We start from the raw sequence: 15,224 nt of genomic DNA, 5'->3' as shown, positions 1-15,224 counted from the left end.
GAGCAGCGGTAACCCCAGGGGTTTCGTCCGCTCGACGGGGTACGGGGAGGCTCGCTCCCCGTACCCCGTTGTCGCGGTACGCCGGCCCCTTTTCAGGCCATAGGGGCGCTACGCGCGTAGACGACCCCCGTCCCCAGGAGTGTGCGCCATCAAAGCGTCCAGCAGCCCTCCGGCCGGCGCGGCGGTCAACGGTCAGGTGACCGCCGTCGAGCTCGCCGGGATCACCAAGCGTTTCCCGGGCGTCGTGGCCAACCACGACATCCACCTCACCGTCCGCAAGGGCACCGTGCACGCCCTCGTCGGCGAGAACGGCGCCGGCAAGTCGACCCTGATGAAGATCCTCTACGGCATGCAGAAGCCGGACGAGGGCACCATCGCGATCGACGGCGAGCAGGTCGCCTTCTCGTCCCCGGCCGACGCCATCGTGCGCGGCATCGGCATGGTGCACCAGCACTTCATGCTCGCGGACAACCTCACCGTCCTCGAGAACGTGGTGCTGGGCAGCGAGAAGCTGTACGGCATCGGCGCCAAGGCCCGCCGCAAGATCAAGGAGATCTCCGAGCGCTACGGCCTCGGCGTGGAGCCCGACCGCCTCGTCGAGGAGCTCGGCGTCGCCGCCCGCCAGCGCGTGGAGATCCTCAAGGTCCTCTACCGCGGCGCCCGCACCCTGATCCTCGACGAGCCGACCGCGGTCCTCGTGCCGCAGGAGGTCGACGCCCTCTTCGAGAACCTGCGCGAGCTGAAGTCCGAGGGCCTGTCGGTCATCTTCATCTCCCACAAGCTGGGCGAGGTGCTCTCCGTCGCCGACGAGATCACCGTCATCCGCCGCGGCACCACCGTCGGCACGGCCGTCCCCGCCGAGACCACGCCGAAGCAGCTCGCCGAGATGATGGTCGGCAGCGAGCTGCCCACCCCGGAGACCGCCGAGTCCACGGTCACCGACCGCCCGGTCATCACCGTCGACAAGCTCCGCCTGGAGGCGGCCGGCGGCAAGGCCCTCCTGGACGACATCTCCTTCACCATCCACGAGGGCGAGGTCCTGGGCATCGCCGGCGTCGAGGGCAACGGCCAGACCGAACTGGTCGACGCCCTCATCGGCCTCAAGCACGCCGACTCCGGCACGATCACCCTCGCCGACGAGGAGATCACCGGCTGGGCCACCCGCAAGCGCCGCGAGCAGGGCATCGGCTACATCCCCGAGGACCGGCACCGCCACGGTCTGCTCCTGGAGGCCCCCCTCTGGGAGAACCGCATCCTCGGCCACGTCACCGAGGAGCCCCTCGCCAAGGGCGTCTGGCTGCACCCGAAGGCCGCCCAGCAGGACACGCGCCGCATCGTCGAGGCGTACGACGTCCGCACCCCCGGCATCGACGTCACCGCCGCCTCGCTGTCCGGCGGCAACCAGCAGAAGCTGATCGTCGGCCGCGAGATGAGCCACAAGCCGCGCTTCCTGATCGCCGCGCACCCCACCCGCGGTGTCGACGTCGGCGCGCAGGCCGCGATCTGGGACCACATCCGCGAGGCCCGCCGCGAGGGCCTGGCCGTGCTGCTGATCTCCGCCGACCTGGACGAGCTGATCGGCCTGTCCGACACCCTCCGCGTGATCTACAACGGCAAGCTGGTCGCGGACGCCGACCCGGCCACCATCACCCCGGAGCAGCTGGGCTCGGCGATGACGGGTGCCGCCACCGGGCACCTCGAGGACGACGACACCACCCCCGGGACTCCGAACCTGAGCAAGTCTCCCGAGTCCGGCGAAGACGAGGCACGCTGATGAAGAAGTTCGACAAGGAGCGCGTGCTCCTCGCGGTGGCCGGACCGGTCATCGCGCTCGCCGTGGCCTTCGTGCTCAGCGCGATCGTCCTGATCGCCTCGGGCAAGAGCCCGGTCGAGCCGTACGCCCTGATGTTCGAGCAGCTGGGCTTCTCGGACATCCAGGTGCTGATCATCAACCAGGCGTCGCTGTACTACATCGCGGCCCTGGCGGTCGCCATCGGCTTCCGGATGAACCTGTTCAACATCGGGGTCGACGGCCAGTACCAGCTCGCCGCCATGATGGCCGCCGTCGTCGGCGCCCACGCCAGCCTGCCGGCCGGCCTCCAGGTGCCGCTGCTCCTCCTCACGGCCGTCCTCACCGGCGCCTTCTGGTCCGGTATCGCCGGTGTCCTGAAGGTCACGCGGGGCGTCAGCGAGGTCGTCGCGACGATCATGCTCAACGCCATCGCGACCTCCGTGATCGCCTACCTGTGGCTGCCGGACGTCTTCGGCGTCAAGGTCGGCAACAACAACACCACCGGCGAGATGCACGAGTCCGGCTGGGTCTCCGGCATCCCCGTCGGCGACGCCGGCGAGATCTACGGTCTGGTCTTCCTCGCCGTGCTGCTCGGCATCGGCTACTGGGTCGTCCTCAACCGCACCCGCTTCGGCTTCGACCTGCGCGCCTCCGGCGCCTCGGAGACCGCCGCCGCGGCCAGCGGCGTCGACCCCAAGCGCATGGTGCTCACCGCCATGCTGCTCTCCGGCGGCATCGCGGGCCTCGCCGGCCTGCCGATCCTGCTCGGCGACACCCACACGTACAGCCTGAACTTCCCCACCGGCATCGGCTTCCTCGGCATCGGCATCGCGCTGCTCGGCCGCAACAGCCCCGTCGGCATCGCGTTCGCCGCCTTGCTGTGGGCCTGGCTCGACAAGGCGTCCCCCGAGCTGGACTTCCACGGCTACGACAAGGAGATCGCGGTCATCATGCAGGGCCTGATCGTCCTCTCGGTCGTCGTCTCCTACGAGGCCGTCCGTGAGTGGGGCCTGCGCCGCCAGCAGCGCCGGGTCGGTGCCGAACTGGCAGCCGGCCGTGTCCTCGGCGCCGACAACAACACCACGAAGGAGGTGGCTGGCCGATGACTGCCCCGACCTCAGCGGTCGATGTCAACCAGCCCTCGCTGCAGCCCGCGGCGCCGACCGGCCGCCGTATGTCCTGGCAGGTGCTGCTGCTGGTCATCGCCGGAGCCCTGGCACTGACCTCGATCGTCCGCATCATCACCGGCGCCGACGGCATCACCAACGTCAGCCAGATGTCCACCGCCCTGCAGCTCGCCGTGCCGATCGGCCTCGCCGGTCTCGGCGGCCTGTGGGCCGAGCGGGCCGGCGTCGTCAACATCGGTCTCGAGGGCATGATGATCCTCGGCACCTGGTTCGGCGCCTGGGCCGGCTTCCAGTGGGGGCCCTGGACGGGTGTCGTCGTCGGCATCGCCGGAGGCTGCATCGGCGGCATCCTGCACGCCATCGCCACCATCACCTTCCGGGTCAACCACATCGTCTCCGGTGTGGCGCTCAACATCCTCGCCCTCGGCATCACCCGCTACCTGGCGCCCCTCGCCTTCGAGGGCCACGCGGGCGGCTCCGCCAAGCAGTCCCCGGCGGTCGAGACCCTCGGCCACTTCACCGTGCCCGGCCTGTCCGACGGCCTGCGGGACCTGAACGACAACGGCTGGTTCTTCGTCTCGGACATCGCCGGCCTGCTCGGCGGCCTGGTCACCAACGTCTCCTGGCTGACCCTGATCGCCGTCGCGCTGGTCCCCGGCACCTGGTGGATCCTGTGGCGGACCGCCTTCGGTCTGCGGCTGCGCTCCTGCGGTGAGAACCCGGTCGCCGCCGAATCCCTCGGCGTCAACGTCTACAAGTACAAGTACATCGCCGTGATCATCTCCGGTGGCCTGGCCGGCCTCGGTGGCGTCTTCCTCTCCATCGTCGCCAACCCCTTCTACCTGGAGGGGCAGGTCAGCGGCCGCGGTTACATCGGCCTCGCCGCCATGATCTTCGGCAACTGGATGCCGGGCGGCCTCGCCCTCGGCGCCGGCCTGTTCGGCTACACCGACAGCCTCAACCTGCGCGGCGGCTCCACCAACGTCCACGCGCTGCTGCTGCTCGGCGCCCTGCTGCTGATCATCGGCGCCGTCTACCTGGTGGTCCGCAAGAAGTACGCCCCGTCGATGATCACCGCCGTGGTCGGCGCGCTGGTGTTCGCCTGGTACGCCACCACCAACGAGGTGCCCAACCAGGTCGTCTCCGCCACGCCGTACGTCGTCACCCTCGTCGTCCTCACGCTGTCCGCGCAGCGCCTGCGGATGCCGAAGGCGGACGGCCTGCCGTACCGGAAGGGACAGGGCAAGTGAGCCCGGCCGCCGCCCCCGACGTCGACTGGGACAAGCTGCGGGCCGCCGCGCGGGACGCCATGTCCCGCGCCTACGCCCCCTACTCCGGCTACCCGGTCGGCGCCGCGGCGCTCGTCGACGACGGCCGCACGGTCACCGGCTGCAACGTCGAGAACGCCTCGTACGGGCTCGGCCTGTGCGCGGAGTGCGGACTCGTCTCGCAGCTGCAGAACAGCGGGGGCGGCCGGCTCACGCACTTCGCGTGCTCCGACGGCGAGGGCCGCACCCTGGTGCCCTGCGGCCGCTGCCGCCAGCTGCTCTACGAGTTCGGCGGCCCCGACCTGCTGCTCGACACCCCGGCCGGCATCCTGCCGCTGTCGGAGATGCTGCCCCAGGCGTTCGGACCGGACCACCTCAGCAAGTAACCCCCGTGCGGCCCCTCTGCGTCGCTCACGCGACCGTTCAGAGGGGCCGTGTGTCTTCCTGGAACCTTCGGAAGGAAAGCCATGGCTGTTTTGTCGACGGATGCCATCTCCGTCATCCGCACCAAGCGGGACCGCGGCGAGCTCAGCGACGAACAGATCGACTGGGTCATCGACGCGTACACCCGCGGGGAGGTCGCCGACGAGCAGATGTCCGCACTCGCCATGGCGATCCTGCTCAACGGCATGAACCGCCGCGAGATCGCCCGCTGGACCGCCGCGATGATCGCCTCCGGCGAGCGCATGGACTTCTCGTCGCTGAGCCGCCCGACCGCGGACAAGCACTCCACCGGCGGCGTCGGCGACAAGATCACCCTGCCGCTCGCGCCCCTGGTCGCCGCCTGTGGCGCCGCCGTCCCGCAGCTGTCCGGCCGCGGCCTCGGTCACACGGGCGGCACCCTGGACAAGCTGGAGTCCATCCCCGGCTGGCGCGCGCTGCTGTCGAACGAGGAGATGCTGCACGTCCTCGACACCACCGGCGCGGTGATCTGCGCGGCGGGCGACGGCCTGGCGCCCGCCGACAAGAAGCTGTACGCCCTGCGGGACGTCACCGGCACCGTCGAGGCCATCCCGCTGATCGCCTCCTCGATCATGTCGAAGAAGATCGCCGAGGGCACCGGCTCGCTCGTCCTGGACGTGAAGGTCGGCTCCGGCGCCTTCATGAAGACCATCGAGGACGCCCGCGAGCTGGCGTCGACGATGGTCGGCCTCGGCACCGACCACGGAGTGAAGACGGTCGCGCTGCTCACCGACATGGCCACCCCGCTCGGCCTCACGGCCGGCAACGCGCTGGAGGTCCGCGAGTCCGTCGAGGTCCTGGCCGGTGGCGGCCCCGCCGACGTGGTCGAGCTGACCGTCGCGCTGGCCCGCGAGATGCTGGAGGCGGCCGGAATCAAGGACGCCGACCCGGCGAAGGCCCTGGCCGACGGCTCCGCGATGGACGTCTGGCGGCGCATGATCGCGGCGCAGGGCGGCGACCCGGACGCCGAGCTGCCCGTCGCGCGCGAGCAGCACGTCGTCACGGCCCCGTCCTCCGGCGTCCTCACCCGCCTCGACGCCTACGACGTCGGCGTCGCCGCCTGGCGGCTGGGCGCCGGACGCGCCCGCAAGGAGGACCCGGTGCAGGCGGGCGCCGGCGTCGAGATGCACGCCAAGCCGGGCGACACGGTGACCGCGGGGCATCCCCTGCTGACCCTGCACACCGACACCCCGGAGCGCTTCGCGTACGCGCTCCAGTCGCTGACGGACGCCTACGACGTCGCGCCGGCGGGCACGGCCTTCACCGCCTCGCCGGTGGTGCGGGAACGTATCGCCTGACCTGCGGTTTCCCCCTACGGGTGAACGGGACCGGTGGACCCCCACCGGTCCCGTTCGGCATGCTGGGATCGGTGACGCACCGATAGGAGACCGCCATGAGCGCACTCACCGTGAGCCAGGACCCCGACCGGAACTGGGACGACCTCGTCCGGTTCTGGGAGGAGATGGAATGGCCCGAGGGCAGCAAGGTGGAGATCGTCGAGGGGATCATCACCGTGTCACCTGCTCCCGCGTCCCGCCACAACGTGATCGCGGCCCGTATTCAACGCCGCCTCTACTCCGCGATCCCCGAGGACTGGGAGATCTTCCAGACACTGGCGATCGCCGTACCGTCCCGTCTGGGCATGCTCATCCCGGACCTGCTCGTGGCGCCCGTGGAGGAGTGCGCGGAGGCGGAGTCCCACATCCCGGCGGCCCTGGCCGAACTCGTCGTCGAGGTGACCTCCAAGTCCAACGCCCAGCACGACCGCGTCAGCAAGCCCGCCGCCTACGCCACCGCCGGGATCCCGCTGTACCTGCTGGTCGACCGCTGGGCCCCCGGCGGCCCCACCGCCACGCTCTTCGGCGAGCCCAAGGGCGATGTCTACCGGGTTCTGAGCGCCGTGAAGTTCGGTGACCCCATCAAGCTGCCGGATCCGTTCGGCCTGACGATCGACACCGGTGAGTTCCCCGTCGACTGACCATCAGCCCAGCAGCGCCGCCACCGCCACCAGCACCGGCACCGAGAGCACCGTCGACAGCAGGATCGCGTCGCGGGCCAGGCGTTCGGCCACGCCGTAGGTCGACGCGTAGGTGTAGAGGTTCTGCGCGGCGGGCAGGGCCGACGTCACCACCACGTCGAGCAGGGGAGCGCCCCGCAGGCCGAAGACGCCCGCCGCCAGCGCCCAGGCCGCGGCGGGCTGGCCGAGGGCCTTCAGCGCCACCGAGAGGAACACGGGGAGCCGGTCCGGGCCCCGGCCCGGCATCGTGCTGCCGCACAGGGAGATGCCGAAGGCCAGCAGGACCGCGGGCACCGACATGCCGCCGATCAGGGTCAGCGGGTCCAGCACCGGCGCCGGCACCCGCACCCCCGCCGCCGACACCGCCACACCCGCCAGGGAGCCGAGCGCGATCGGGTTGCGCAGCGGCGTCAGCAGACGGTGCCACAGCGGGCTGCCCTTCGCGCCGCCGCCGGACAGGTCGAGGATCGTCAGCGCGACCGGCGTGACCCCGACCAGCTGGAACAGCAGCACCGGGGCGACCAGCGACGCGTCGCCGAGGACGTACACGGCGATCGGGATGCCCAGGTTCCCCGAGTTGACGTAGCTGGAGCACAGGGCGCCGATCGTGGTGCGGCCCACGCCCCAGCGGCGTACGGCGCCGACTGCCACGAAGACCCCGGCCGCGGCGGCCGTGCTCAGCGCGGTGACCAGGAGACGGCTGGAGAAGATCACCGAGAGGTCGGTCCCCGCGAGCGTGGTGAAGAGGAGTGCCGGTGACGCCACATGGAAGGCCAGCTTCGTCAGCACCTCCCGGCCGTGCTCCCCGAGGTATCCGCGCCGGCCGATCACATAGCCGACGGCGATGACCACCGCGATCACCGCGAACCCTGTCAACACCCCCTGCACGGAGCCCCCTTCGCGGAAAGCGGGACGCGCGGTCTTCGAGGAGGAGCCGGTGCTTGGGGCATACACCCAACCCTCCGGTGCGGGAGGGTGCCGGGTCAATGTGATCCCGGTCGGCGCACACGCCGGCCCGCGCCCGCGATGAGTTGGCGGGCCGGGTCCGGTCTACCGGTCGTGGACGCGATGACACCCGCGGTACTCGTGCTGGCCGGCCCCGTCACCCGGGGTGAGGTGACAGGGCTGTGCGCGGTCGTCCGGGCGCGGCTGGAGGACGGCCGGTCGAGGGTGGTCGTGTGCGACGTCGGCGGGCTCGGCCCGCCCGGCCTGGGCACCGTCGATCTGCTGGCCCGGCTCCAGCTCACCGCCCGGCGCACCGGCGGCCGGATACGGCTGCGCGACCCGGACCCCGCCCTAGAGGCCCTTCTGGACCTCGTCGGCCTCCGCTTCGAGGTGGAGGGGCAGCCCGAAGAGCGGGAACCAGCGCTTCGTGTCGAGGAAGCAGTGGAACCCGGTGATCCGCCCCCCTGAGATCTCCAGGACCTGGACCGCCCACGGCGTGAACCCGCCCGCCTCCGGGTCCGGCTTGTACTGGGCGAACCCCGGCAGCCCGTTGACCTGGACGGGGACCAGCCGGGAGCCCGCGCACGGGGCGCCCAGCGTCGTCATGAAACCGGTGATGTCCCCGGCGCCGGTCAGCCACAGGTCGAACGGCGGCATCGTCATGATGGCGTCCTCGTGCAGCAGCGCGGTCAGCGCCGTCATGTCGTACCCCTCGAAGGCGGCGACATAGCGGTCCAGGAGCCGCTGCTGCTCCTCGTCCAGCGGATCGGCGACCGCCGCTTCGGCGCCCGGCTGCTTCTGCTCGGCGAGGGTGGCCCGGGCCCGCTGGAGCGCGCTGTTGACCGACGCGACCGAGGTGCCGAGCAGCTCGGCGACCTCGCTCGCCTTCCACGCCAGCACCTCGCGCAGGATCAGCACCGCCCGCTGCTTCGGGGGCAGCTGCTGGAGCGCGGCCATGAAGGCGAGCCGCACCGACTCCTTGGCGACGGCCGCCTCCGCCGGGTCGTCCGTGGTGGGCAGCACGCGGCTGTCCGGCACCGGCTCCAGCCAGGTGTGGTCCGGGCGCGGGGCGAGGGCCGCCTGCGCGAGCGGCGTCGACTCGGTGAGGTCCATCGGCCTGGCCCTCTTGTTGCCCGCGGTCAGCATGTCCAGGCAGACGTTCGTCGCGATGCGGTACAGCCACGAGCGGAGGCTGGAGCGGCCCTCGAACTTGTCGTAGCTGCGCCAGGCGCGCACCATCGTGTCCTGCACCGCGTCCTCGGCCTCGAAGGACGAACCGAGCATGCGGTAGCAGTACCCGGTCAGCTCGACGCGGTGCTTCTCCAGCCTGACGTCGAGGTCCGTCGTCGTGGTCGCCGTACCGTCGCTCATCGTCCACCCACCCCTGTGGCCGTCCCGCGGGACGCCTCGTCGCGTCCCACCACTTCGGAAGCTACCGCAGCCCACTGACAATGGCCCCCGGAGTCGGAGAACCCGCAGGTGGACGGGGCACGGCAGCGGGGCGCACCCTCATGTCGCGAGTGCGCCCCGATGGTGTGCGGCCGTGCTCCGGGCTCAGCCCAGCGGGACGCCGTTCACCGGCAGACCCTGCGTCGGGAGACCCTGCGCCGGCAGGCTCTGCACCGGCAGCCCGCCGAGCAGCCCGGAGGCGGCGCCCGTCGGGGCGGCGGCCAGCGCCGGGGCGCCCGCGAGGGTCCGCTCGGCGGTCGGCTGCGCGGCGGCCAGCCCGGCGGCCACCGCCTCCTGCCCGCCGGCCAGGCCCTCGGCGGCGTTCGGGGCGGCCTGCGTCAGGCTCTCGGCCGGGAGCGTCCGGGTCACGGTGTCCAGCGCCGCGCCAACGTCGGGGACGGCGGGCGCGGCGTTCGCGGCACCCGCGCCCGTGGCGGCGAAGGCGGCACCGAGCGCGGCGACACCGAGGGACTTGGCGGCAGACTGCTTCATGGAAAACCTCGGAATTCGAGAACGGGGATGTGAGCGGTTCTTCGACCGTAAACACCCCCGCCGTCCGGCCGCAAACATCGAATTGCGGACGGATGGTGAACGGCATCCGGAGTCTCTGTGCCCGCAGGGCCCTCGGTCAGTCCTCCTCGCCAGGAGAACCGCTGGTACAGCTCGTCTGTCGGAAAAGCCACTCGGACTTGAGTTCGGCATATCCGGGCTTGATCACGTCATTGATCATGGCCAGCCGTTCATCGAAAGGAATGAACGATGATTTCATCGCATTGACGGAGAACCACTGCATGTCGTCGAGCGTGTAACCGAACGCCTCGACAAGATGCTCGAATTCCTGGCTCATGCTGGTGTGGGACATCAGGCGGTTGTCCGTGTTCACCGTGGCGCGGAAGTGCAGCCGGCGCAGCAGCCCGATGGGGTGCGCCTCGTACGAGTCGGCCGCCCCCGTCTGCAGATTGGAGCTCGGGCACAGCTCCAGCGGGATGCGCTTGTCCCGCACGTACGACGCGAGCCGGCCGAGCTCCACCGAGCCGTCGTCCCGCACCCGGATGTCGTCGATGATGCGCACCCCGTGCCCGAGCCGGTCGGCGCCGCACCACTGCAGGGCCTGCCAGATGGACGGCAGCCCGAACGCCTCACCGGCGTGGATCGTGAAGTGGTTGTTCTCGCGCTTCAGGTACTCGAAGGCGTCGAGGTGCCGGGTCGGCGGGTGGCCCGCCTCGGCGCCCGCGATGTCGAAGCCGACGACGCCCAGGTCGCGGTAGGAGTTGGCGAGTTCGGCGATCTCCAGCGAGCGGGCCGCGTGCCGCATCGCGGTGAGCAGCGCGCCCACCCGGATGCGGTGGCCGTTGTCCCGGGCGATCCGCTCGCCCTCCCGGAAGCCCTCGTTGACGGCCTCGACGACCTCCTCCAGGGTGAGCCCGCCCTCGAGGTGCTGCTCCGGGGCGTAGCGCACCTCGGCGTAGACGACCCCGTCCTCCGCGAGGTCCTCCGCGCACTCGCGGGCGACGCGCACCAGGGCGTCACGGGTCTGCATGACCGCCACGGTGTGGGAGAACGTCTCCAGATAGCGTTCCAGCGAGCCGGAGTCGGCGGCCTCCTGGAACCAGAGGCCGAGCTTGCCGGGGTCGGTCTCGGGAAGCCCGGAGTAGCCGGACTCGCGGGCGAGCTCGACGATCGTGCCGGGGCGGAGCCCGCCGTCGAGGTGGTCGTGCAGCAGAACCTTCGGGGCCCGGCGGATCTGGTCCGAGCTCGGGGTGTGCGCCTTCGGGGCAGTCTGGCTCGTCATTTCCGCACTCTAACGCCTACGCGCGTAGAGAGCGTGTCCCCGCGCAGATGTCCGGATCGCCGCTTTACACATCCGTCGATACGTAACGGTGACCGCACGGACGGCTCGCGGACGCCCCCACTTCTGCCACTGTTCTGTCATGGCACAGCAAGCGACGCCGGTGCGCAGGGTCCGGCTGGGCAGGGCGATGGGGCCGGAGCCGACGGCGGTGAGCGGCGTGGTCCTGCTGCTCCCGCCAGGTGACGCCACCTCATATCGCAGACCCGCGCCGCTGCTGGCCACGTCGCTCATCCGCGCCCTCGGCCGACGGCTCCACCGGGCGGGGCGCGGGGAAGGGCTCGCCGTCCACGTCGTCCACTACCGCTACCGCGGCTGGAACGGCGACGAGGCCGCCCTCCTGAGCGACGCCCTGTGGGCCGCCGACGAGGCCGTACGGCTGTACGGCGACGTGCCCGTGTGCCTCGCCGGCCTCGACATGGGCGGACGGGCGGCGCTGCGCGCGGGCGGCCACGAGGCCGTCAACTCCGTGCTGGCCATCGCCCCTTGGCTGCCCGAGGAGGACACCGCGGACTCGCCCGAACCGGTGAAGCAGCTCGCCGGGCGGCGCGTGATGATCGTGCACGGCACGAACGACGAGCGCACCGACCCCGAGCTGTCCTTCCGGCTGGCGGCGCGGGCCAAGAAGGCGAACCGGGAGGTGTGCCGGTTCGAAGTGCACTCCGACCGGCACCGGTTGCACCAGCACCGGGACGAAGTGCTGGCTCTCGCGCAGGACTTCGTCATGGGGTCCCTGTTCGGGACGGTGTTCTCGCGGCCGGTCGCCGACGCGTTCGCCGCACCGCCGCCGCTCGGGCTGCGCATGCCGCTCGCCTCCGGGTTCGGGAAGTCGCTGCGGCGGTAGGCGTGGTGTCCGGTCCGCTTCGATTCCTCACGGCAGCAACATCCCCCTGCGGGACAGCAGGAACTTCTTGAACGCCGCCACCGGAGGCGTGTCCGGGCGGTCCGCCAGCCAGGCCACGCCGATCTCCCGGGCAGCCCGGGGAGCCGTCACCGTCAGCTCGCTCACCCCCGGCCGGGGCACGGCCGGCGGCGGCAGCAGCGCCACGCCCAGACCGGCCGCCACCAGGCCCCGCAGGGTCTCCGCCTCCTCGCCCTCGAAGGCGATCCGCGGCCGGAACCCGGCCTCCCGGCACAGGTCGTCGGTGATCCGGCGCAGCCCGTAGCCCGGCTCCAGCGTCACGAAGTTCTCCTCCGCCGCCTCCGCCAGCCGGATGCGCCGGCGGGCGGCGAGACGGTGCTCCGCGGGGACGACCAGCCGCAGCTTCTGCTCGTCCAGGCGGCGGGCCACCAGGTCCGGGGCGTCCGGGACCGGCGAGGTCAGGCACAGGTCCAGTTCACCGGCCCGCAGGCCCTCCAGCATCGCCTCCCCGTAGTTCTGCACCAGGCTGAAGCGGACCCGGGGATGATCGGCACGGAACGCCTGCAGCAGGCCGGGCACCGTCTCCGCGCCCATGGTGTGCAGAAAGCCGAAGGCGACCTTGCCGCTCGCCGGGTCGGCGTCGGCGCGGACCTCCTCGGCGGCGCGCTCCACCTCGGCGAGGGCGCGCTCGACCGAGGCGAGAAAGGTGCGGCCCGCGGGGGTCAGCGAGACCGTACGGCCGTGGCGGGCGAACAGATCCACGCCCAGGTCCTGCTCCAGGCGGACCATGGCCCGCGACAGCGTGGACTGCGGCACGCCCATCTCGTGCGCGGCCCGGGTGACGTGCTCGGTGCGGGCCACACCGGCGAAGTACGCGAGGCGGGGGGCGAGCAGCCGCGCCATGTCGGCCATGTCTTCTGTGTCACTGGACGGTGACAGCCGACGTCGTGAACTGTACTGATGCGCCATGGGAACGATTATGGCGAATCCATGCATTGGACGGATCAGTGGCGGGGTTCGTAGCGTCGAAGCATGTCTCCCGCCAGTACCGGGGCGTCCACTTCCGTGGCCGCCGCACCCGCAGCCCCCGTCGACGACTCCCGCATGGCCCCGGGTGGGCCCGGCTACCGCCGGATGAGCCTGGCTCTCTTCCTCGCGGGCGTCGCGACCTTCGCCCTCCTCTACTCCACGCAGGCCCTCCTGCCGCTGATCTCCGGTGAGTTCGGCGTGCCCGCGAGCGCGGCCAGCTGGACCGTGGCGGCCGCGACCGGCGGACTGGCCCTGTTCGTGCTCCCTATGAGCGCCCTCTCCGAGCGGTACGGCCGCCGTACCGTCATGACGGCCTCCCTGGCCGTCGCGGTCACCGTCGGCCTCGCGGTGCCGTTCGCACCGAACCTGACCTCGCTCGTCGTCCTGCGGGCGGTCCAGGGCGCCGCGCTGGCGGGCCTGCCGGCCTCGGCGACCGCGTACCTCGCCGAGGAGGTGCGGCCCCGGGCGCTCGTCACGGCGATCGGGCTGTTCGTCGCCGGCAACAGCGTGGGCGGCATGAGCGGCCGTGTCATCACCGGCTGGGTGGCCCAGGAGTGGGGCTGGCGGATGGCGGTCGGCGTCATCGGAGCGGTCGCGGTGGCCTGCGCGGTCGCCTTCCGGCTGCTGCTGCCGGCGCCGCGGCACTTCACGCCCGGGTCGCTGCGGCCGCGGGTGCTGGCGCGGACCGTGCGGGACCATCTGTCCGATCCGCTGCTGCGGCGGCTGTACGCGATCGGCGCGCTGTTCATGACGGTGTTCGGCGGTGTCTACACCGTGATCGGGTACCGGCTCACTCAGGCGCCGTTCTCGTTGCCGCAGGGCGTCGTCGGCTCGATCTTCCTCGTGTACCTCGTCGGCACGGTGTCCGCGTCCACGGCGGGGCGGCTGGTGGACCGGCTCGGGCGGCGGGGCGCCCTGTACGCGGCCGGTGCCACGACGGCGTCGGGGCTGCTGCTGTCCCTGGCGGGGGCGCTGCCGCTGGTGCTGCCGGGGCTCGTGCTGATCACCGCCGGGTTCTTCGCGGGGCACGCCGTGGCGTCGTCGGCGGTCAGCAAGACGGCTTCGCACGGGCGGGCGCAGGCGGCCGCGCTGTATCAGTCGGCCTACTACATCGGCTCCAGCGCGGGGAGCACCTTCGGGGCCGTCGCCTTCCATGCCGGGGGGTGGGGCGGGACCGTCGGGGTCGGGCTGGTGGCGGTGCTGGGTGTCGTGGCGATCACTGTCGTGGGGTCGCGGGCGGCTCGGGTGCGCGGGGACGTCGTGGCGGCTGCTTGATCCGATCCGTGCACATGGGAACCCCCTGACCGGTGGTCGGTCAGGGGGTTCGTCGTGTCACCACGCCGTGCGTGTGGCCTCCGTCTTCTCCGACGGCAGCAGCAGCCAGAGCGCTATGTAGAGCAGGAACTGCGGGCCCGGCAGCAGACAGGAGACCAGGAAGATCACGCGCATCGTCGTGGCGGACGTGCCGAAGCGGCGCGCCAGCGCGGCGCACACTCCGCCGATCATGCGGCCGTGGGTGGGGCGGGCGAGCGCGGTCATGGTGCGGCTCCTTCGTGAGCGTCGGTCGGCGGCGCCTGGTCGGGCCCTCCGAGTGGTGTCTCTTCCACTGATCCCAACGCTACGAGGACAAACGGGATGAAGCGTCGTGCTACGGGGCCATCCCGACCCTGGGGATCGTCGGGGTACGACCCTGAGACGGCTCCTCCTGGGGTACCGGGGCGCGCCGGCCTTCGGGGGAGCCGCGGCGGAGGCGGGCCCGGGCCGCGGGGACGACGGCGGTGTGGGCGATGGCCGCGCCCAGCGTGTTGAGCAGGAGGGAGTCGACGTCGACGATCTGGCCGGGGACGCCGGTCTGGAGCAGTTCGATGCCGAGGGAGATGAGGGCGACCGCGGTCGTCGTGCGGGCCAGGGAGCCGAGCGGGGAGGACGTCGTCCTGCCGTGGGCCATCGGCAGCAGGACCCCGAGGGGGGCGAGCAGGGCGAGGCCCTCGACGATGCAGCGGGTGGCCTCGCGCCAGCCGAGGGCGAGGTCGGCGCGGAGGCCGGCGAACGGCTGGAGATTGGCGGGCATCACCCAGGGGACGTCCAGGGGGCGCAGCGTGAGCCAGGCGACGAACGCAAGGTGGGCGACCAGGAGGATGCCTCCTGTCGCGCGGACGCGGATCACGGCGTTGTCGCCGCTGGAGCCTTGACGCTGCACGATCCCCAAGACGCGAGTGTCGGTGGGATCGGTTCCGGGGGGTGCGGGCCGGGTGGGGTGAGTCGTCCGCCACACGGTGGGGGCCCGGCCTGTGCCTGCGGCGCGTCCGCCTCTTGGGTGGGGTTCGCGTGGCGCCTTCGGTGGGGGGGGGGGAGGTCGGGGCCGGGGTGGGGGGTGTCCGTCCTCGGTCGGGCGGGTGGCAGTAATTCAGATAAGCGTCGCCC

The 15,224-nt window shown here is 71.8% G+C and carries 16 protein-coding genes; 9 read left to right on the top strand and 7 right to left on the bottom strand.

Going from position 1 to position 15,224, the window contains the following annotated elements; all coding sequences use genetic code 11:
• The first annotated feature begins 196 nt into the window (after positions 1 to 196).
• The 6 genes from ACFV46_RS02390 (at position 197) to ACFV46_RS02365 (ending at position 6,627) form a co-directional block, all read left to right on the top strand.
• A complete protein-coding gene (locus tag ACFV46_RS02390) occupies positions 197 to 1,774 on the top strand; it encodes an ABC transporter ATP-binding protein (RefSeq protein ID WP_361926642.1) in 1,578 nt (525 codons plus the stop codon).
• Positions 1,774 to 2,898: an ABC transporter permease gene (locus ACFV46_RS02385; RefSeq protein ID WP_361926639.1), complete on the top strand. Its 1,125-nt coding sequence runs from the start codon at positions 1,774 to 1,776 to the stop codon at positions 2,896 to 2,898. The genes ACFV46_RS02390 and ACFV46_RS02385 overlap by 1 nt, the downstream gene beginning before the upstream one ends.
• Positions 2,895 to 4,169: an ABC transporter permease gene (locus ACFV46_RS02380; RefSeq protein WP_361926636.1), complete on the top strand. Its 1,275-nt coding sequence runs from the start codon at positions 2,895 to 2,897 to the stop codon at positions 4,167 to 4,169. Before ACFV46_RS02385 ends, ACFV46_RS02380 begins: the two co-directional genes overlap by 4 nt.
• A complete protein-coding gene (locus ACFV46_RS02375) occupies positions 4,166 to 4,573 on the top strand; it encodes a cytidine deaminase (RefSeq protein WP_151785550.1) in 408 nt (135 codons plus the stop codon). Before ACFV46_RS02380 ends, ACFV46_RS02375 begins: the two co-directional genes overlap by 4 nt.
• Before the next feature lie 81 nt (positions 4,574 to 4,654).
• Complete coding sequence (locus tag ACFV46_RS02370) at positions 4,655 to 5,947, top strand: thymidine phosphorylase (protein WP_385496771.1); 1,293 nt, start codon at positions 4,655 to 4,657, stop codon at positions 5,945 to 5,947.
• Between the two features lie 95 nt (positions 5,948 to 6,042).
• Positions 6,043 to 6,627 carry a Uma2 family endonuclease gene (locus ACFV46_RS02365; protein ID WP_361926632.1) on the top strand — a complete coding sequence of 195 codons (585 nt, stop codon included), beginning with the start codon at positions 6,043 to 6,045 and terminating at the stop codon, positions 6,625 to 6,627.
• 3 nt (positions 6,628 to 6,630) lie between these two features.
• On the opposite strand, the gene ACFV46_RS02360 is transcribed toward ACFV46_RS02365, so the two are convergent.
• Positions 6,631 to 7,554 (bottom strand): AEC family transporter, encoded by a 924-nt coding sequence (locus tag ACFV46_RS02360; protein WP_361926630.1) that lies wholly within the window; start codon positions 7,552 to 7,554, stop codon positions 6,631 to 6,633.
• Between the two features lie 138 nt (positions 7,555 to 7,692).
• On the opposite strand from ACFV46_RS02360, the gene ACFV46_RS02355 reads away from it, so the two are divergent.
• Positions 7,693 to 8,079, top strand: a complete 387-nt coding sequence (locus tag ACFV46_RS02355) for an STAS domain-containing protein (protein WP_385496770.1) — start codon at positions 7,693 to 7,695, stop codon at positions 8,077 to 8,079.
• On the opposite strand, the gene ACFV46_RS02350 is transcribed toward ACFV46_RS02355, so the two are convergent.
• The 3 genes from ACFV46_RS02350 to ACFV46_RS02340 all read right to left on the bottom strand — a co-directional run bounded on the left by ACFV46_RS02350 (position 7,963) and on the right by ACFV46_RS02340 (position 10,852).
• Positions 7,963 to 8,982: a sigma-70 family RNA polymerase sigma factor gene (locus ACFV46_RS02350; protein WP_361926626.1), complete on the bottom strand. Its 1,020-nt coding sequence runs from the start codon at positions 8,980 to 8,982 to the stop codon at positions 7,963 to 7,965. The two genes, ACFV46_RS02355 and ACFV46_RS02350, sit on opposite strands and share 117 nt — an antisense overlap.
• Before the next feature lie 183 nt (positions 8,983 to 9,165).
• A complete protein-coding gene (locus tag ACFV46_RS02345) occupies positions 9,166 to 9,552 on the bottom strand; it encodes an ATP-binding protein (RefSeq protein ID WP_385496769.1) in 387 nt (128 codons plus the stop codon).
• Between the two features lie 136 nt (positions 9,553 to 9,688).
• Positions 9,689 to 10,852: an adenosine deaminase gene (locus ACFV46_RS02340; RefSeq protein ID WP_385496768.1), complete on the bottom strand. Its 1,164-nt coding sequence runs from the start codon at positions 10,850 to 10,852 to the stop codon at positions 9,689 to 9,691.
• A gap of 139 nt (positions 10,853 to 10,991) precedes the next feature.
• Between ACFV46_RS02340 and ACFV46_RS02335 the strand changes: the two genes are divergently transcribed.
• Positions 10,992 to 11,753 carry an alpha/beta hydrolase gene (locus tag ACFV46_RS02335; RefSeq protein WP_385496767.1) on the top strand — a complete coding sequence of 254 codons (762 nt, stop codon included), beginning with the start codon at positions 10,992 to 10,994 and terminating at the stop codon, positions 11,751 to 11,753.
• Between the two features lie 27 nt (positions 11,754 to 11,780).
• Here ACFV46_RS02335 and ACFV46_RS02330 read toward each other — a convergent pair whose 3' ends face one another.
• Entirely contained in the window at positions 11,781 to 12,740 is a 960-nt protein-coding gene (locus ACFV46_RS02330) for a LysR family transcriptional regulator (protein WP_385496766.1), read from the bottom strand.
• A 63-nt stretch (positions 12,741 to 12,803) separates the two neighbouring features.
• Here ACFV46_RS02330 and ACFV46_RS02325 point away from each other — a divergent pair, with 63 nt between their 5' ends.
• On the top strand, positions 12,804 to 14,075 hold the full coding sequence (locus ACFV46_RS02325) for an MFS transporter (protein WP_385496764.1): 1,272 nt from the start codon (positions 12,804 to 12,806) through the stop codon (positions 14,073 to 14,075).
• A gap of 57 nt (positions 14,076 to 14,132) precedes the next feature.
• Here the strand turns inward: ACFV46_RS02325 and ACFV46_RS02320 are convergent, their stop codons facing one another.
• Entirely contained in the window at positions 14,133 to 14,339 is a 207-nt protein-coding gene (locus tag ACFV46_RS02320) for a PspC domain-containing protein (protein ID WP_361926610.1), read from the bottom strand.
• A gap of 109 nt (positions 14,340 to 14,448) precedes the next feature.
• Positions 14,449 to 15,000, bottom strand: a complete 552-nt coding sequence (locus ACFV46_RS02315; protein WP_385496970.1) for a VanZ family protein — start codon at positions 14,998 to 15,000, stop codon at positions 14,449 to 14,451.
• Between the last annotated feature and the right edge of the window lie 224 nt (positions 15,001 to 15,224).

This window comes from Streptomyces sp. NPDC059852 (assembly GCF_042731455.1).
Taxonomy (GTDB): domain Bacteria; phylum Actinomycetota; class Actinomycetes; order Streptomycetales; family Streptomycetaceae; genus Streptomyces.
Note: the sequence above shows the minus strand (reverse complement) of the source record. Positions and strands in the feature narration are given on the sequence as shown.